The 16789-nt window shown below is 37.3% G+C and carries 17 protein-coding genes; 4 read left to right on the plus strand and 13 right to left on the minus strand.

Annotation, left to right across the window (positions count from 1 at the left end):
* Positions 1-5 precede the first annotated feature (5 nt).
* The 11 genes from AAEU31_RS17150 to wecB form a co-directional block, all read right to left on the minus strand.
* Positions 6-230, minus strand: a complete 225-nt coding sequence (locus AAEU31_RS17150; protein ID WP_421967852.1) for a phosphopantetheine-binding protein — start codon at positions 228-230, stop codon at positions 6-8.
* The gene (locus AAEU31_RS17155) at positions 224-1150 is read right to left on the minus strand and encodes a ketoacyl-ACP synthase III (RefSeq protein WP_421967853.1); all 927 of its coding nucleotides are present in this window, start codon (positions 1148-1150) and stop codon (positions 224-226) included. The genes AAEU31_RS17150 and AAEU31_RS17155 overlap by 7 nt, the downstream gene beginning before the upstream one ends.
* The gene (locus AAEU31_RS17160) at positions 1147-1692 is read right to left on the minus strand and encodes a hypothetical protein (protein ID WP_421967854.1); all 546 of its coding nucleotides are present in this window, start codon (positions 1690-1692) and stop codon (positions 1147-1149) included. Before AAEU31_RS17160 ends, AAEU31_RS17155 begins: the two co-directional genes overlap by 4 nt.
* Entirely contained in the window at positions 1689-2615 is a 927-nt protein-coding gene (locus tag AAEU31_RS17165) for a DapH/DapD/GlmU-related protein (protein WP_421967855.1), read from the minus strand. The genes AAEU31_RS17160 and AAEU31_RS17165 overlap by 4 nt, the downstream gene beginning before the upstream one ends.
* Positions 2612-3724: a DegT/DnrJ/EryC1/StrS aminotransferase family protein gene (locus tag AAEU31_RS17170; protein ID WP_421967856.1), complete on the minus strand. Its 1113-nt coding sequence runs from the start codon at positions 3722-3724 to the stop codon at positions 2612-2614. The genes AAEU31_RS17165 and AAEU31_RS17170 overlap by 4 nt, the downstream gene beginning before the upstream one ends.
* Before the next feature lie 2 nt (positions 3725-3726).
* A complete protein-coding gene (gene rfbA, locus AAEU31_RS17175) occupies positions 3727-4602 on the minus strand; it encodes a glucose-1-phosphate thymidylyltransferase RfbA (RefSeq protein WP_421967857.1) in 876 nt (291 codons plus the stop codon).
* A gap of 18 nt (positions 4603-4620) precedes the next feature.
* Positions 4621-5706, minus strand: a complete 1086-nt coding sequence (rfbB, locus tag AAEU31_RS17180; protein WP_421967858.1) for a dTDP-glucose 4,6-dehydratase — start codon at positions 5704-5706, stop codon at positions 4621-4623.
* A gap of 191 nt (positions 5707-5897) precedes the next feature.
* A complete protein-coding gene (locus AAEU31_RS17185) occupies positions 5898-8141 on the minus strand; it encodes a polysaccharide biosynthesis tyrosine autokinase (protein ID WP_421967859.1) in 2244 nt (747 codons plus the stop codon).
* Positions 8142-8154: 13 nt separating this feature from the next.
* Positions 8155-8589 carry a low molecular weight protein-tyrosine-phosphatase gene (locus AAEU31_RS17190; RefSeq protein ID WP_421967860.1) on the minus strand — a complete coding sequence of 145 codons (435 nt, stop codon included), beginning with the start codon at positions 8587-8589 and terminating at the stop codon, positions 8155-8157.
* A gap of 8 nt (positions 8590-8597) precedes the next feature.
* Positions 8598-9713, minus strand: coding sequence for a polysaccharide export protein (locus AAEU31_RS17195; protein ID WP_421967861.1), 1116 nt, complete (start codon positions 9711-9713; stop codon positions 8598-8600).
* A gap of 501 nt (positions 9714-10214) precedes the next feature.
* Positions 10215-11330: a non-hydrolyzing UDP-N-acetylglucosamine 2-epimerase gene (gene wecB, locus AAEU31_RS17200; protein ID WP_421967862.1), complete on the minus strand. Its 1116-nt coding sequence runs from the start codon at positions 11328-11330 to the stop codon at positions 10215-10217.
* 240 nt (positions 11331-11570) lie between these two features.
* On the opposite strand from wecB, the gene AAEU31_RS17205 reads away from it, so the two are divergent.
* From AAEU31_RS17205 to pssE, 4 genes are all read left to right on the plus strand, one after another.
* Positions 11571-12446 (plus strand): glycosyltransferase, encoded by an 876-nt coding sequence (locus AAEU31_RS17205; RefSeq protein ID WP_276605827.1) that lies wholly within the window; start codon positions 11571-11573, stop codon positions 12444-12446.
* On the plus strand, positions 12443-13495 hold the full coding sequence (locus AAEU31_RS17210) for a glycosyltransferase family 4 protein (protein WP_138558737.1): 1053 nt from the start codon (positions 12443-12445) through the stop codon (positions 13493-13495). The genes AAEU31_RS17205 and AAEU31_RS17210 overlap by 4 nt, the downstream gene beginning before the upstream one ends.
* A 76-nt stretch (positions 13496-13571) precedes the next feature.
* Positions 13572-14054, plus strand: coding sequence for a PssD/Cps14F family polysaccharide biosynthesis glycosyltransferase (pssD, locus tag AAEU31_RS17215; RefSeq protein WP_205994291.1), 483 nt, complete (start codon positions 13572-13574; stop codon positions 14052-14054).
* Positions 14051-14500: a PssE/Cps14G family polysaccharide biosynthesis glycosyltransferase gene (pssE, locus tag AAEU31_RS17220; protein WP_135923358.1), complete on the plus strand. Its 450-nt coding sequence runs from the start codon at positions 14051-14053 to the stop codon at positions 14498-14500. The genes pssD and pssE overlap by 4 nt, the downstream gene beginning before the upstream one ends.
* Before the next feature lie 29 nt (positions 14501-14529).
* Here pssE and wzx read toward each other — a convergent pair whose 3' ends face one another.
* Both wzx and AAEU31_RS17230 read right to left on the minus strand, forming a co-directional pair.
* On the minus strand, positions 14530-15861 hold the full coding sequence (wzx, locus tag AAEU31_RS17225; RefSeq protein ID WP_421967863.1) for an O-unit flippase-like protein: 1332 nt from the start codon (positions 15859-15861) through the stop codon (positions 14530-14532).
* On the minus strand, positions 15861-16787 hold the full coding sequence (locus AAEU31_RS17230) for a glycosyltransferase family 2 protein (protein WP_421967864.1): 927 nt from the start codon (positions 16785-16787) through the stop codon (positions 15861-15863). Before AAEU31_RS17230 ends, wzx begins: the two co-directional genes overlap by 1 nt.
* Positions 16788-16789: the final 2 nt, after the last annotated feature.

Raw genomic sequence — 16789 nt, forward strand, 5'->3', positions numbered from 1 at the left:
CCCCTTTATTTGTAAAAATCCATAAGTTGCTTGAAGTTAGTGATTTTATCAAGTTCATCGTCCGGAATAGTAATTCCTGTCGCTGTTTCTAATTCTAACAACAGATTGAACATATCTAAGCTGTCTACACCCACATCCTCGAACGGTTGTTCTAGGGCATTACTAACGTCAACCTCTAACGTTACACCTGCTGCTTTTAAAGAATCGTTTAATACATTTAAATCTAACATGTTTTTCTCCTTAATAAATTTGTTGCCCATGATAAACCAACGCCAAAACCAGAAATAATAATATTATTACCCTCTTTATCATGGATGTATCGTTCGAGCAGAATTGGTATCGACGAAGAGACAGTGTTGCCTGTCTTTCTTATATCTAGAGGTGCTTTTTTACTTTCTAGCCCCAGTTTTCTTGAAATTACTTCAACAATAGAAGCACTTCCTTGGTGCAGTATAAATGCATCAATATCTTCTTTATTTAATGAATATTGGGTGAGATACTCAGTGATGTGAGCTGGTACTTTAGTAGCGGCAAAATTAAATACTTGTCGTCCATTCATAAAAAGATGTTCTTTTTTCACGAGTGCTTCTCCACCACTCCCTTCAGTATTTAATAATGGTCGTTCAATTGAAAAAACCCCCTCTGTAGATAGTAAAGTAGCTGTTGCTGCATCACCAAACAAAAGTGAAGTAACTCTATCTTCTCTGTTTATGATTTTTGAATAAGGGTCGGCGGTGACTAAAATAGCGTTTTTAAATCCCATTTCAATCATATGCGCTTTTAGGATACTTAGGCCGTAAACGTAACCAGAGCAACCCAACGAGATATCAAAACAAGATACGTTAGGCTTTAATAAAAGTTTTCCATGTGCAATCGCAGAACAATGCGGCAAACCACCGAAATCAGCATTTTGGGTAACAACAACAAGTGCTTCAATCTCATTTTTACCGAGTTGACTCTTTTCTAACAACGCCTCAACTGCTTTAACAACCATATCTGATGTATTTTCATTCTCGGCAATTTGTGGTAGCTCTTCGGAACCAATTTTTGAATCAACAAACTCTTTAGTTTCTGAGAAGCGCTCAGCGTTAGTATAGTTGTTTATTTTTTGTTTTGGTATATACGTACCAATTTCCTTTATATAGATCATACTTGCCCCACAATGAACATGATTTTCCCAGCTAACTTACCATCTAAATAAATCAAGTTTTCACTAAACTTTCCGGCAATGCGCTTTACCGATTCAATTTCAATTTTCCCGCTAAAATTACGATTGTCTATTTGAGACCTATATTGCCCAAACAACCACTTACCATACTTGGGTTTATCAAGATTATTATTAAGTAACTTGGTTAAAGCAACTATATTTTCAATGAATGAATAGTTGGAATCCATATTCATTGAAACTACCTTATCATCTATAATAGCGTTAGATACCAGAGCATCCTCGTCAAAATCGTATCGCTCTGTTATATTTTCATCCGATTCGCAAAGATAATATGTCCTGATGTTAGTTTTTATAACAGAGACTACATTGCTAATTTTCAGATCAGATATCACACACTGTTTAACTGTGGTCTTCCGAAATGATATGTCTGTAATAAACTCATTAGTTAACAACTCACTAATCTTATCGAAAGTATCTGTCCCGTGAAGGTAATTTCTATCACCTTTAAATTGAAAGAGAATCATTTTCTATTCGGTACTCCATTTAAGCTATTTTGTTTCGGTATGGCACGTGCTGGCATCCCAATATAGGTTACACCCTCAACATCTATATTCTTTGAAACTATTGCACCAGCACCAACAATTACTTTTGCAGCAATCGATACTTGAGAAGATACAACAGCGCCTGCACCTAAAAAGCATTCAAACCCTAAAGTTGCATTTCCAGCAAGAGCACAATTGTTTGCAACATGAACATTTTCGTGAATCTGAACACCATGCCCCACTTGCGTACCGTGAGATAACACGGTACCTGACAATAACTTAGTTGTTTCATTCACCGAGCCTCTTGCAATGGTAACATTACTACCAATAAACACATTATCAGCAATATAAACGTGCCCAATCTGAGGCTGTCTAATACGCTCTCCAGTTGCAGGATCCCATACCCATGCTACACCAGGAGCACCTATGACGGTATTATCAGAAATCACTACATTCTCGCCAATGGTAACATTGTCATGAATCACTACATTACTGCCAATAATGGAATTTTCACCAATCTTGGCACTACCAATAGTGACGAAATTACCTACTTCTAAATTGTTTGGTAAGATACTTTTTTCAGATATAACCGCTGTTTTAGAAATCCCTTTTAAAACCTTAGGATAGTAAGCATTCATCAGTTTATAAAACAGCAACTGAGGGTGTTCCACTTTAATTAAAGTATTATTTGGGCTCGGGTTAGCGTAAGACTTTAATACAAACACAATAGAAAGAGATATGTTACTAGGTAGATTTTTTCCAGTAAAAAAATACATACAATTTGGTTCTACACATTTTATGCTGGCAAAATTTCTAACCTTATCAATCTCACCTTCCACTTCGAAATCATAGCCTTGTGATTCTAAGTAACCAACAATATCAATTAAATTAATCCAAGCACTCATATAGTAGTCACTTTCTCATCGTTTTTCTGTTTCAGCGTCATTTCAATAACATTGACTACACTGTTTATATCACTAGCTTCCATATAACCATGCAAAGGCAAGCATATAACCCCACCTGCTAACTTTTGGCTATTATTACATCCATCACTTTTTAGTTGTGGATAAGCCAAATCTAATGATGGTGTAAAATATCGTCGACTTTGAATCTTATGTTCTGCTAACGCGTTTAAAACTGCGGTTTGTTGTTTTTCGCATCCAATAAAAATTGGCATATAAGCGCCATTTACACTAGCATCCATATGCCATTTAGGTAGCTCTACTATATCTTTTAGCTTATTGCGATACAGTTCAAATAAATATGCTCTATGTTCAAGCACTGAATCTATTTGCTCTAATAATGTTAGGCCTACGGCACATTGGTATTCATTAAGCTTAGCATTAATACCAGGTTCACCTAACTTACCGCCAGCTTGAATACCAAAATTAATCAGCTTTTTAGCTTTTTCATAATCAGCTTTATGTTTAAAAACAATAGCTCCACCTTCTACCGTATGAAACACTTTAGTGGCATGAAAACTTAACGTACTCGCATCACCAAAGTTTAAAACAGATTTGTTTTTAATATTTACAGCAAAGGCATGTGCTGCATCGTATACTATTTTTTTATTATACTTGTGAGCTACTTTTGCAAGTGACTCTACATCACAAGGGTTACCATAAACATGGGTTGCTACAATGCCATCATAATGATCAACTTGCATCAGCGCTTTATCAAGCGTTTTAGGGCACAGGTTATAACTCTTTGCATCAATATCACTAAACGCAGTTTCAATACCTTGCCACAACAAAGAGCTAGTTGTTGCGACAAAACTAAAAGGGGTAGTAATAGCAGAGTTGATATTTAAAGCTTTACAAGCTACCTGAATAGCTAAAGTGCCATTTGACACAAGTAATAAGTTTTCAACACCTAAATACTCTTCTAGACGCTCAGTTAACAACTGATGCAACGGCCCAAAATTTGTATACCAACCACTTTCATTTACCTGCGATAGATAATTAGTTAGTTTATTTAGATCGGGCGTTAAAGGACTGTTTAATGAAATTGCCATAATTAATCTCTAATTAAATCCATTAAATATTGCCCATAACCATTTTTAGCCAATGGTTTAATTAATTTTTCTACTTGTTCTTGTGTTATCCAACCTTGATTAAAAGCAATTTCTTCTAAACACGCTATTTTATAACCCTGGCGTTTTTCAATAGTCTCAACAAATTGAGCCGCTTCTAATAAGCTTTCGTGTGTACCAGTATCTAACCACGCAAAGCCACGTCCTAACATTTCTACATTTAGTTGTTGTTTTTCAAGGTAAGCATTGTTAACACAAGTAATTTCAATCTCCCCCCTCGCTGAAGGTTTTATTGATTTAGCAATACCAACAACACTGTTATCATAGAAATAGAGCCCGGTAACTGCATAGCTGGATTTAGGTTTATTGGGTTTTTCTTCGATTGAAAGTGCTTTTTTATTTTGGTCAAATTCGACTACACCAAAACGTTCAGGATCTTTTACTTGATATCCAAAAACAGTAGCACCATTACCATTTTTAGCATTTTCAACCGCATGTTTAAGTTTAGGTGTAAAACTTTGACCATAAAATATATTATCACCAAGGACTAAACATACATCATCGTTACCAATAAATTCTTCACCTAGTACAAAGGCTTGAGCTAAACCATCGGGGCTAGGCTGTACCGTATAAGTTATTTCAATACCAAATTGAGAACCATCACCTAATAAGCGTTTGAAAGAATCGCTATCTTCTGGGGTAGTAATAATTAAAACTTCACGTATACCCGCTAGCATTAATACCGATAATGGATAATAAATCATAGGCTTATCGTAAATAGGTAGTAACTGCTTAGACACACCAAGAGTAATTGGGTACAAGCGTGAGCCTGATCCGCCTGCTAAGATTATTCCTTTCACAAGGTACTCCTCCTTTAATTATTCGATTTCGCCTAAGCGCTCTCGCTGATAAGAACCATTTTGAACATTTTCACACCACTTTTGATTTTCTAAGAACCACTGAACAGTTTTCTTTAAACCAGTTTCAAATGTCTCGTTAGGTGTCCAACCAAGTTCTCTTTGTATTTTAGATGAGTCAATAGCATAACGCCTATCATGGCCTGGTCGGTCTGCTACATAAGTAATTAGCTCAGCGTATTTATTTTCTTTGGGTACTAAAGTATCTAAGATAGAGCAGATTGCTTGCACAACCTCTAAGTTTTGTTTTTCATTGTGGCCGCCGATATTGTAGGTTTCACCCACCTTACCTTCAGTCAAAACTTTGTATAATGCTCGAGCATGATCTTCTACATAAAGCCAATCACGAATTTGATCACCTTTACCATATATAGGTAGAGATTTACCTTCCAAAGCGTTTAAAATCACTAGTGGAATCAGCTTCTCTGGGAAATGGTACGGCCCATAGTTGTTAGAGCAATTAGTCACTATGGTTGGGAAACCATAAGTGCGTAACCAAGCACGAACTAGGTGATCACTTGATGCTTTACTTGCTGAATAAGGGCTGCTTGGAGCGTATGAGGTTTGCTCTGTAAATAGAGGTAAACACTCACCTAAAGCACCACTTTCTAGTTCATCAGGATGTGGTAAGTCACCATATACTTCATCTGTAGAAATATGATGAAACCTAAACATTTTTTTAGAGCCACCATTTAATGAATTCCAATATTCACGTGCTGCTTCTAATAGATTGTAAGTTCCCACAATATTTGTTTGGATAAACTCAGCAGGCCCTGTAATTGAGCGATCTACATGGCTCTCAGCTGCTAAGTGCATTACTGCATCAGGTTTATGAATTGAAAAAACACGGTCAAGTTCAGCACGATCACATATATTCACGTGCTCAAAAAAATATCGTTCAGAATTGTCTGCACCAGGAAGTGATTGAAGATTGCCTGCGTAGGTTAAGGCATCGACATTAATTACGCTATCTTCAGTATTTGAAAGGATATGCCTGACAACAGCACTACCAATAAAACCAGCACCACCGGTTACTAAAATTTTCACAATAAAAGCCTTTTGTACTTTGTATTTTCCGTGTGAAGGCTATTTTGCAAAGCCTTACAACTTGTAATTTCTATATTGAAGTATCTCTGCCTTTTTAAAATTAGCTCAGATACTTTACCTATTTTGAAATAATCTATTTTAACTATTAAATTTATAATGCTTTTTACAGAATAAAAACACTCTTAACAATATTATTTTGCCGATTTATACTCGTAATTGTAGTAACCATAATATCCATACGCATTACTGGCTTTTTTGAGTATACCGTTAAATACAACACCTTTAACATCAATACCATTTTGCTCAAATCGGTTGCGGGTTAGCTCTAACTCACGTACATGGTTTTGCCCAAAACGGGTAACAAGTAGAGTGCTACCAGCATGTGCACTCACTATTGCTGGGTCTGTTACTGCTAAAATAGGCGGTGTATCTATAATTATTAAGTCATAATGCTCTTTAATAGTCTCAACCAGCTTTGAGAAGCGCTCATGCATTAATAGCTCAGATGGGTTTGGTGGTACTTGGCCACGAGTTATTAAATGTAAATTTGGTACTTTGGTTTGCTTAATTACATTTTTAAGCTCTAACCTGCCAGATAAAAAGTCACTTAAGCCGTTTTCCCATTTTTCGTTAAAGGCTTTTTGTAAGTAACCTTTACGCATATCGGCATCAATTATTAGTACCTTCTTATCACTCTGTGCCAACACGGTTGCTAGATTAACCGATATAAATGACTTACCCACGCCAGGGCTTGGGCCCGATATTGCAATGACGTTGTTTTTTGCCTCCATCATCGCAAAATGCAAGCTGGTACGAAGGCTACGTAGTGCCTCTATTGCTAAGTCAGCAGGGTTTTCAACCGCCAATATGGTATTGGCTTGGGTGGCTTTTCGGTTTTTAAGTTTACCAAACGATACTAACTGATCTTGGTGGTCTGAATACGGCACACTGGCATAAACTGGCAGCCCTAAACTTTCAATTTCGCTTGGGTCTTCAATACCTTTATGTAACGCTTTTTGTACCAATACAATCGCCACTGCAAGTATACCACCCAACATAGTGGCCATAACCGCTATTAGCGCTTTTTTAGGCTTAACCGGTTTTGATGTATTTACTTCTGCGTGGTCAATAATACGAACATTACCTACAGTACCGGCACGCACAATATCGAGCTCTTGAGTTTTAGCCAGTAGCATAGTGTAAATTTGGTTGCTTACTTCTACATCACGGGTTAATCGCAATAACTCTTGCTGTGTAGAAGGTAAGTTAGTTACTTCGCTTGTTAGGTCATCTTTTTGTTTTTTTACTGCTTTAATTTGCTCAAGTATGCCTTGGTATGCAGGGTGGCCTTTTTTAAATTTACGACTCAGCTCTAAGCGTTGTAATTCTAGCTCTTGTAGTTTTGTTTCTAGCTGAACAATTTGATCAAGCACGCCTTGCGTTTCTAGCGTTATGTTTACTGATTGCTGTTTAATTTGGTAATCGTTAAAGCGCTTTTCGGCATACTCAAGTTGTTTTTTAACCTCAGGTAATTGCACTTCTAAAAACTCAAGTGACTTTTGTGCCTCTGCACTATTACGCTCAACATTGCGGCGCACATATATCCCAGCCACCTGCTCAAGCACTCTTTCAGCATAACTAAAATCGGTATCTTGTAAGGTTAAGTTAATAATGCCAGAATCTTTACCCTTTTCACTGGCACCTATAGTTGCTTGTAAATCTAAAATGGTATTTAAACGATCACGTTTAGTAATAATAAACTCGGTACCTGGGCGTGCATTTAAGCTACGTACAGTTAGCTCAATAATACCGTTAGAAAGCTCTTGCCCTACTTGCCCAGTTAATACTGTTTCGCCAGCTTCGTTTAATAGTGCCAATTGGTTATTTTGTTGTGCTACCACAACAAATTCAGTACCAATATTAAAGCTAGGTACATCAAACCTAAATACATCAATGCTCTCACCACCCCATGCATACGAACTTGCACCAAAACTCGGCTTAGCTAGCTCACCCGGTGAGCTTGGTTTAAAGCTACGGTATGCGCGGTTACCTATTAGTGGGAATAGTTTAGGTTTAACTACCGTATCTAGGTTTAGTTTATCGACTGCCTCGCCAATAACAGAGCGCGATTTTAAAAGCTCTATTTCGGTTACTGCGGCCGAGGTACTTTCGAACATACCGCTCATGTCATCAAAGCCCGGTACTGTGGCGCTGTTGTCTTCTACCTGTATCATGGCAGTGGCTTGGTAAACAGGCGCTGCATACAAAGCATAAATAACACCCAGTACCATAAACACGCCAGTAATGGCCATAATAAAAAATTTACGGTCGAGCAAAGCGCCCAGTAGCGATATTAAATCTATTTCTTGCGACTCTTGCTGGCTAGTTTGTGTTGTTCGGTTACTATTATTTAGCGTTGAAGGCTGAGCATTCATTAATGCAGTTTCCTTATAAATACTTTTGCCAAGCGCTACAAGCGCTGTCGATTAGCTCATAAACATGGGTAAATGCTTCTAAGCTCTGACGATATGGGTCGGGGATCTCGGTGTCGTTTAGCCATTTGCCTAACAAAAACGTTTTACCTCTTGCTTGAGGGTAACGTGTGCACAAGTCAGTTAAATGACGCTGTTCCATCACCAAAATAACGCTGTTGTGCTGTACTAATGCTGAATTTATTTGTTGGCCACGGTGCTCTGCCATGTTAATACCATACTGCTCAGCAATTTGCTGAGCAGTGGCATCGGCTGGCTTACCTTCTAATGCAGTTAAACCAGCCGAAGTAACAGTAATCCCTTTGTTTTCTAACTTACTTTTAAGTACATACTCGGCAGTTGGGCTACGGCAAATATTGCCAGCACACACTACTAATACTGAGTCAAACATACTTATCCTTAGTTTGTATTGGCTACGTCATTAATTCTGTCAACCGTAGAAATAGACGGTAACAATAAGCTTATTACGCGGTTCCAGCGTGCAAGCGGTGCAGAAGTTACGTACACGATATCGTGCGGCTTTAACTCAAATTGCTCTGCTAATACCAGTGCTGCTACATTTTTAGCGTGTAATTGGTATACGTCTGCAATTACGCCATCTTTGGCTAAATCGCGCTTACGTAATACAAAAATACCGTTTGCGTCAGCGGTTGCTTCTCTAATACCGCCCGTATCGCTTAATGCTTGAGCTAGGTTTAAGCCATAGCGGTCAATATCTACCGTGCCTGCTTTAATTACATCACCCAATACATACACTTGGTGTTTGTCGTTACGGCTAACATGCACAATATCGCCATGTTTTAATAAACGGTTTTGCGAAATATCACCATGGCTGTAAAAGTCATCAAGGCGGATTATTTCTGTTTTGTTACCCGACGTATAAGTTACTTCTCGCCAGTCAGCACGATCAGTAATACCACCTGCGTTGTTTAATACGTCTATAATTGTGAGTGGAATTTCTGTAATTGGGTATACACCTGGGTTTTCTACTTCGCCTGTTACATAAGTTTTTTGACTTCTAAAGCCAACTATTTTTATGTCAACTTGCGGGTTTTCGATTACGCGGCTTAAGCGCTTTACCAAGTCAGCGCGTACTTCTGCAACAGTGCGGCCTGCTGCTGGTATTTTAGGTGCGTATGCGTAAGTTATTGTGCCATCTTCTGCTACACGAAAACCATCAAACTCGGCTGTACGTTGTACAGCTGCAGGAATAGTTAACTCTGGATGATCCCATACACCAATGGTTAGTACATCACCCACCCCTAAGCGGTATTGATAATCAGATGTATCAATGCCTTTTCGGTTGGTTGTATTAACCTGTTTAACTTCGCGTTTTTGAATGTTTATTAAAGAAGAATCAATAACTTGAATATTGACTTTTTCGAGGTCTTTTTCTAAGTTTTCTACTTGAGCGCCTGAATCAATACCTTCGTAATGACTACCCGGTATGATTGTACATGCACTTACAGAGAGGAGAGATAAAGTTGCTGCAAGGAGTTTAAATTTGAACGCCATTCTTCTTCCTAAAAGATTATTATATAAGTTTACACTTACTTATTTTAAAGCTGATCAATTAAAGCATGACGGCTTGTTATACGCAAGTTAACAAGGCCTTGAATCAAGGCTAAACACATCTATTTATATACAAAAGCATGACAGTACTATTCACTTGAAAAATGCAGCTAAGGCAGCTTTTTAAAGCACTTTAGTAGTAAAGCTTTTAAAATTTCTATGGAGTTCTTTTAAGAAGTAATTAAAGTCGATGACATAACTGACTTGATTATTCGTAATTTAGCAACTTTGCATTACTATCCATTTACATTGGAACATCCTTAAGTAGGGCGCATTATACAGGCAAGTCTGTATATTTCAAGCTTGGGGTTGTTTCTAAAAGCGGTTTAAATAAAAGAGTATTAGAAAATGCTTGTAAGCATAAATAGTTATGCTCACAAGCAAGCCTTGTCTTACATAGGAAATAGCTAAGCTCTTAACCTATTGTAGGTAGGTGTAGGTTATTTAATTAGTAAATAGCCCTTCAATAATGCGCTCGCATGCTTTTCCATCGCCATAAGGGTTATGTGCAAAGCTCATTTCTTTGTATGTTTCTTTATTTTCAATCAGCTCACTCACCGCGTTTATAATTTTATCGATGTCTGTGCCTACTAACTTAACGGTACCTGCAACTACCGCTTCTGGCCGTTCTGTTGTATCACGCATCACTAACACAGGTTTGCCTAAACTTGGCGCTTCTTCTTGTACGCCACCTGAGTCTGTTAAAATTAAATACGCTTGATTCATTAAAAATACAAAAGGTAAGTAGTCTTGCGGATCGATAAGCTTTACATTGCTTTTATCTGCCAGCAAGCGTTTAACCGGTTCTTGTACATTTGGGTTTAAGTGCACAGGATATACAAAGTTATAGTCAGGGTATTTTGAGGCCAGCGACGAAATTGATTGGCAAATTCGCTCAAACCCACCTCCAAAGCTTTCGCGACGATGACCTGTGATGAGTACATAAGGTTTATCTAAAATTTCGGCGAACTTGTCAGTTAGCTGCTGCTGTACATCGTCTTTTGGCAATACGTTATTTTTAACTTGTAGTAATGCATCTATTACCGTGTTACCCGTTACAAAAATAGCGTTTTTTGATACGTGTTCACGTAATAAATTATCGGCAGATGCTTGCGTAGGGGCAAAATGCTTTGCTGTTAATACGCCCGTTAATGTGCGGTTTGCTTCTTCTGGCCATGGGCTATATAAATTACCTGTACGTAAACCTGCTTCTACGTGCCCTACTTTAATTTGCTTGTAAAAAGCGGCCATTGATGCTGCAAATGTAGTGGTTGTATCACCATGAACAAGCACCCAATCTGGTTTAAACTCATCAAGCACATCACGTAAACCGAGTAAAATTTTACTGGTGATGTCGTATAGGTCTTGGCCTGCTTTCATTATGTTTAAATCATAATCAGGCGTAATTTGAAAAAGATCCAATACTTGGTCAAGCATTTCTCGGTGTTGCGCTGTTACACACACTTTTGCTTCAATTCTTGCATCGTTTTCAAGCGCAAGAACTAGCGGCGCCATTTTAATTGCTTCGGGGCGGGTACCAAATACTGTTAATACTTTCATTGTTTTCCTTAAGATCGATTCAAAAGTTGCGATCGGTTTAAGAGACTAAATTATTAATGCTTGCCTTTTGTTTGTGCTTGAACGTGTCATCTAACTTTTTACTGCAAAAACTCCAGCATTCTACTACGGAATAATGTTAATATAAAACGATCTGTTTATGGTTCTGTGTTTTGATATTTACAGTTGATACAGATACCATAAGCGTAGAAAAATAATTGATTAATATGGGCATGCAGTATAGTGGAAGAGAAAAATGTAATAGTATCAATATACCTTCCCACTAAGAACCGTTTGCCATTATTAAAGCGAGCAGTTGAATCTGTTTTAAATCAAACCTTTACTAACTTTGAGCTAATAATAGTTAATGATGGTTCTACTGACAGTGCGCAAACAAAAAGCTGGTTAGACGAATTAAGTAGTATTGAACCTCGTGTGCGAGTAATTCATCAACAAACAAGCATTGGGGCGTGTGCAGCCAGAAATAAAGCGATTAATATAGCTGAAGGTAAATACATTACAGGCCTTGATGACGACGATGAGTTTTTACCTCACCGGTTAGAGTCGCTTGTTAGTAACTATGATCCAAACTACGCCTTTTTATCCCATGGCGTGTTATGGTTTTATGGCAAAAAAGGTAAAGTGATTGATGCTGGCGGAGGTGAAATCTCGCTCGCTAAAATCTTGAGTTATAACTATGCAACAAACCAAGTTTTTACTGAAACTTACAAACTTAAATTGATAAAAGGTTTTGATACTTCTTTCAAAGCTTGCCAGGATTACGACACATGGACGCGACTAATAAAGCAATTTGGCCCTGCAAAAATGTTAAAAGGCTATTCTTACATACAGCATCAAGGCCACGAAGAAACCCGTATCACAACTGTTAAAAATAAAGTGACTGGTTACAACCAGTATATTAAAAAGCATCATCAAGACATGTCACGCTGTAACAAAGAAAACCTCTCTTTTTTGATTTTGGTAGCACAAAAGAAACGCTACCCTTTAAGTTTATTTGTTAAACAGCTTTTTTGTGGCCTTCAGGTAAAGAAAATGCGTTATTTTTTATCCAGCAATTTACCTATTCTTGCTCATTTTCGTAACAGGCTTTTAAAATGAGAAACCCTTTAATATATATCGTCGGTACGCATTCAACAGAAACAAAAGGCGGTATAAGTACAGTTTTAAAAGCTTTTGAAGAAGCTTTTTTAAAGTTAGGGCAACCTTTCGAACGGATCAATACTCACAACGATAGTAAAGGCACCATACTTTATTTTGTTAATGCTTGGTTTAAGCTTATTTTTAGTTCACTAAAAAATATTAAGCGCCGCCGGATTTATTGGCTTCATTGTGGCCCATGGTTTTCAATGACTCGTAAGTTTATTGTAGCACTGACTGTAAAAGCACTTGGCGGCGAAGTGATTATTCACTTTCACTCACCTACTCTATACCAATATACTAACAGCAAGTTTGGTATGTGGGCGCTTAAGGTTTTTCTTTTACCTGCCAATAAAGTAGTAGTTGTTACTCCTTGGTGGAAAACTCTTTTAGAAGAAAAAGGGCTTGTAAAAGACACTCTTGTTGTTGCTAACCCTTTAGCTTATAAGCTTTTTGAACATGCACACGAACCGGCTCCTCAAAAACAATTTGATAAAAACAATGTAACTCTTGTATCAATGGCTCGTTTCATTGAAGGGAAAGGGCTTGATTTAGTTATTAAAACACTGCCAGATTTACCTAATGTAAAACTAAAGGTGATTGGCGATGGACCACTTAAGAACCAACTTGTTTCTCTGTCTGAAAACTTAGGGGTTGCTGACCGTGTTGAGTTTTTAGGTTGGTTGGCTGACTCAAATAAAACTAAGGCTTTACAGAGTGCTGATATTTTTTGTTTGCCTTCTATCTATGATTCTTTTGGTGTTGTATTTATTGAAGCGATGAGTTTGGGCTTACCTATTGTTGCTTTTAATAACGGTCCTGTTGCCGATATTGTTAAACCCCATGTTGGAATCACTATCGATACTCACAACAAAGAACATTTGTGCTCGGCGATTCAAACTATGGCAAACAATATTGAGCAATTTGATTCTGCCGGTAAAAAAGAGGTCATAGAAAACTATGATCCTACAAGACTAACCAAAGTCATCATTGACTACATACTGAAGTAGCTACTTTTTATAAATAATAGAAATACTGGCAGGCCTTTATTATAATCGCCCCAATTAAATTACAACGGTGACTTTTTTGGAAAAAAAACCTGTAACGCTCATCATTTATGGAAGTGGTGGTCACAAAGAACAAATGAAAAGGCTTTTAGCCTTAATGAAAACGCATGCTGAATTCGATTTTGTATCAATATCTGATACAAAAGATAATTTTAATTCTCTAAAACACTTTGAGTGTAATGAGCCTAGAGATAAATTTAGCAAGTGGAAAGCCCCATTTCAGTTGCTAAAGAATGCTTTTACAACATCAAAGCAATGCATACAAATCACTCGTAATTACAAGGTAACTGGGCTTGTTTCTACAGGGCCAGGAATGGTTATTTTGCCCGCTTTAATATTTAAGCTATTAGGTAAAAAAGTCATCTTTTTAGAATCGTGGTCGCGCTTCTATAGCCGTTCTTTAACTGGAAAAGTGATGTATCGGATTGCCGATACTTTCTTTGTACAAAACGAAGACTTACTCGCGCTTTACCCTAACGCAATTTATTCAGGCCGTTTATGAAAATATTTGCAACCGTCGGTAGTACCCGCTACGACTCGCTATTTTTTGAAATAGAAAAAGCGTTGACTGATGAAGATGATGCTATTTTTCAAATTGCTGATGGCGAATATAAAAACCCATCAGTGACAACAATCGAGTTTGTCAGTGATATTCATAAATATTATGAACAAGCTGACTTAGTAATTACTCATGCTGGTGCAGGAAGCGTTTATAACTTACTGGAAATGGGTAAAAAAATAATTGTAGTTCAAAACACTGAACGCCTTGATCCTCATCAGCAAGATTTAGTCCGCTTTGTTGACACTAACGGCTATGGCCTTGGCTGTTATAACCCTTGTGAAGTGATAGATAAAATTAAACAAGCTAAAACTTTTACACCTACTCCATATAAAAAATGCGAGTTTACAAAAGCAAAGCAAATTTGTGAAAGCTTAAAGTTACTTTAAGCTTTCACAAAAGATTAAAACCTATGCCATTATGCTGCATTTACAGCCATTTCCTTTAGAGTGCGCTTTTCTACAACAGTCCAATACCAATTATTAAAAGCTGACTGAACAATTATTTGAATAATTATTGGTAGTATGAAGTGCTGATACCCTAGTTCAAACAGTGCAATGGTTGCTAATAAAGTGATACACCCCGAAAGCACGATAGCTTTTGAGAATGGCACATGGTTATTAGCCGCAATAAAGTTCATTGAAATCTGTCTATTAACATCTAATAAGATCATTAAACTAAAAAATAGTAATGATGGTAGCTCTGGTAAACTTGTTTCTGAACCAATCAACTTTAGTAAAAGTGGTCCAATAATACTAATACCTATACACCCCAACATAACCATTAACATTGATACTAGCCTAACACGACCCTGTAAGCGTTTAACTGTTTGATAGCTCTTCTCTTGCATAGCACGGTTTAAAGAAGGCGTAACAACGGTCATATACAATAAACTTACGGCACTTAATATGGTGAATAGGTTTAATGCCAATGAATATGTTGCCGAGTCTGATGCACTGAAATAGTAAGCAATAATTAATATTGATATTTTAGTAAGCATAAAGTTACCTAACGATACTATGCCTATACGGCTAGCATTAGGTAAAATTTTAAACAGTGTTGGTTTTACTTGATCAAAGTTAACTGATTGGTACCCTTGCAGCATCTTATATTTATTGATTTCATACTTAGAAGCTACAAAGTAAACAAATGCGGATACAACCCTTGCTACTGCAATTGCTATTAAGGTGTAACCATTTAAGATCATCGAAATGGCCACAATAAAAAATGCAATATTATTGTAGCTTGTTACTTTATAAATGCTGGCAACGTTGTTAGTTCCAAAAAACAGTGCATTGTACAAAAGGCAAAATATATTAATAACAACCGCAGCACTATAAAGTAACCACTCATATTGAATATTTAAACCTGAGTTAGATGCCACGGTTTCTAGATAGAAGAAATACGCAATCGCTAATATGAGTGTGGTTAATACAGCAATAATTAAAAAGATGAACTTTGCGCTGTCAATAACCGTAGAGAAAAGAGCATAGTTGATATTTGACATGTCAAACTCACCGCTAACGCCTTGCTTTTCTAGTGTTTGCGCACCACATAGCACATAGTTCATTTGGCGTGAAAAGGTACTACTTAAGCCAAAGTCAAAAACAACAATTAGCCCATAGAAGGCAACAAAAATCATCCAAAGAGAAAACTCTGCTTCAGTAAAATTTGCTAAAGCAAATGGCATAATAATTAAGCTACTCGCTAGGCTAGAAAAGCGAGAGAAGTACCCCCAAAACAGTGCCATTAACTGCCCTTCATTAATTTATCTTTCACGTACATAACGCTTCCGACAGGCGCACCTATAAACCAATTCAACAAGAAAAACTTGGGTATCTTACAGTATTCAACTAACGCTTTTACTACCCCGTCGCGGTGGCATAAATAACGCATATAATTACCGTAAAACTTTAGCTTATTCTTGCCCGATGGCAGCTTTATTAAGTTGATATTTTCGAGGATTAGCTGAAACCGTAAACACATGCCTTTAGGATTTCTCATCGCAAGCTTATCATAGCTATTGGTTAAGCCATCTGCTTGATACTCAATAATTTTAAAAGCTGAATTTGTGCAATAATACTTTTTATCTGCATCAAACGCTGTTGTTATTACAGCTTCGGGCATAAATTTTTCGTCACTGTATACAGGGAAAGCTTTGCCCTTCAATAAAGATGTTCTGATGAAATCACAACGATCCCCTTTCATATTATATTTATATGCATTCTCTAAGATCGTCGATTCCATAGGGTCTTTAGGAAACTCTTGCGCGCTAGGCTTTTGCGTAGCTAAATCAATACACAAACCTACAATCCCAGCAAACTTCTCTTGTTTACCGATCTGTTTCCATATTTTATTAGCTTCTTTAAGCGCGTTTGGAGCTAACAAGTCATCAGAGTCAAGAATTAATGTAAGTTCACCTTTGGCCTCTTTAAAGAACACATTCATACATGAATGCTTCCCCTGGTTTTCTTTTCTGATATATCGATAATCTAAAAGCCCCTCAGACTCAACTTCTTTTATGAAGCTTTGAATATCATCAATACTGCCGTCATCGACAATGAGCCATTCAAACGAAATTCCCTCTGAACAGCTCGATTTTAGGCTCTCATATAACCTTGGTAATAGATGGGCTCTGTTGTATACAGGTGTACAAATTGAAAAATCTAAAGACATGG

The organism is Pseudoalteromonas thalassia (genome assembly GCF_049257215.1).
Lineage (GTDB): Bacteria > Pseudomonadota > Gammaproteobacteria > Enterobacterales > Alteromonadaceae > Pseudoalteromonas > Pseudoalteromonas lipolytica_C.

Coding starts and splice junctions, on each gene's coding strand:
- AAEU31_RS17210 (WP_138558737.1), top strand. CDS start 12,443: ATGAGAAACCCTTTAATATATATCGTCGGTACGCATTCAACAGAAACA.
- AAEU31_RS17155 (WP_421967853.1), bottom strand. CDS start 1,150: ATGATCTATATAAAGGAAATTGGTACGTATATACCAAAACAAAAAATA.
- AAEU31_RS17165 (WP_421967855.1), bottom strand. CDS start 2,615: ATGAGTGCTTGGATTAATTTAATTGATATTGTTGGTTACTTAGAATCA.
- AAEU31_RS17230 (WP_421967864.1), bottom strand. CDS start 16,787: ATGTCTTTAGATTTTTCAATTTGTACACCTGTATACAACAGAGCCCAT.
- AAEU31_RS17190 (WP_421967860.1), bottom strand. CDS start 8,589: ATGTTTGACTCAGTATTAGTAGTGTGTGCTGGCAATATTTGCCGTAGC.
- pssE (WP_135923358.1), top strand. CDS start 14,051: ATGAAAATATTTGCAACCGTCGGTAGTACCCGCTACGACTCGCTATTT.
- AAEU31_RS17195 (WP_421967861.1), bottom strand. CDS start 9,713: ATGGCGTTCAAATTTAAACTCCTTGCAGCAACTTTATCTCTCCTCTCT.
- wzx (WP_421967863.1), bottom strand. CDS start 15,861: ATGGCACTGTTTTGGGGGTACTTCTCTCGCTTTTCTAGCCTAGCGAGT.
- AAEU31_RS17160 (WP_421967854.1), bottom strand. CDS start 1,692: ATGATTCTCTTTCAATTTAAAGGTGATAGAAATTACCTTCACGGGACA.
- AAEU31_RS17185 (WP_421967859.1), bottom strand. CDS start 8,141: ATGAATGCTCAGCCTTCAACGCTAAATAATAGTAACCGAACAACACAA.
- AAEU31_RS17170 (WP_421967856.1), bottom strand. CDS start 3,724: ATGGCAATTTCATTAAACAGTCCTTTAACGCCCGATCTAAATAAACTA.
- AAEU31_RS17150 (WP_421967852.1), bottom strand. CDS start 230: ATGTTAGATTTAAATGTATTAAACGATTCTTTAAAAGCAGCAGGTGTA.
- wecB (WP_421967862.1), bottom strand. CDS start 11,330: ATGAAAGTATTAACAGTATTTGGTACCCGCCCCGAAGCAATTAAAATG.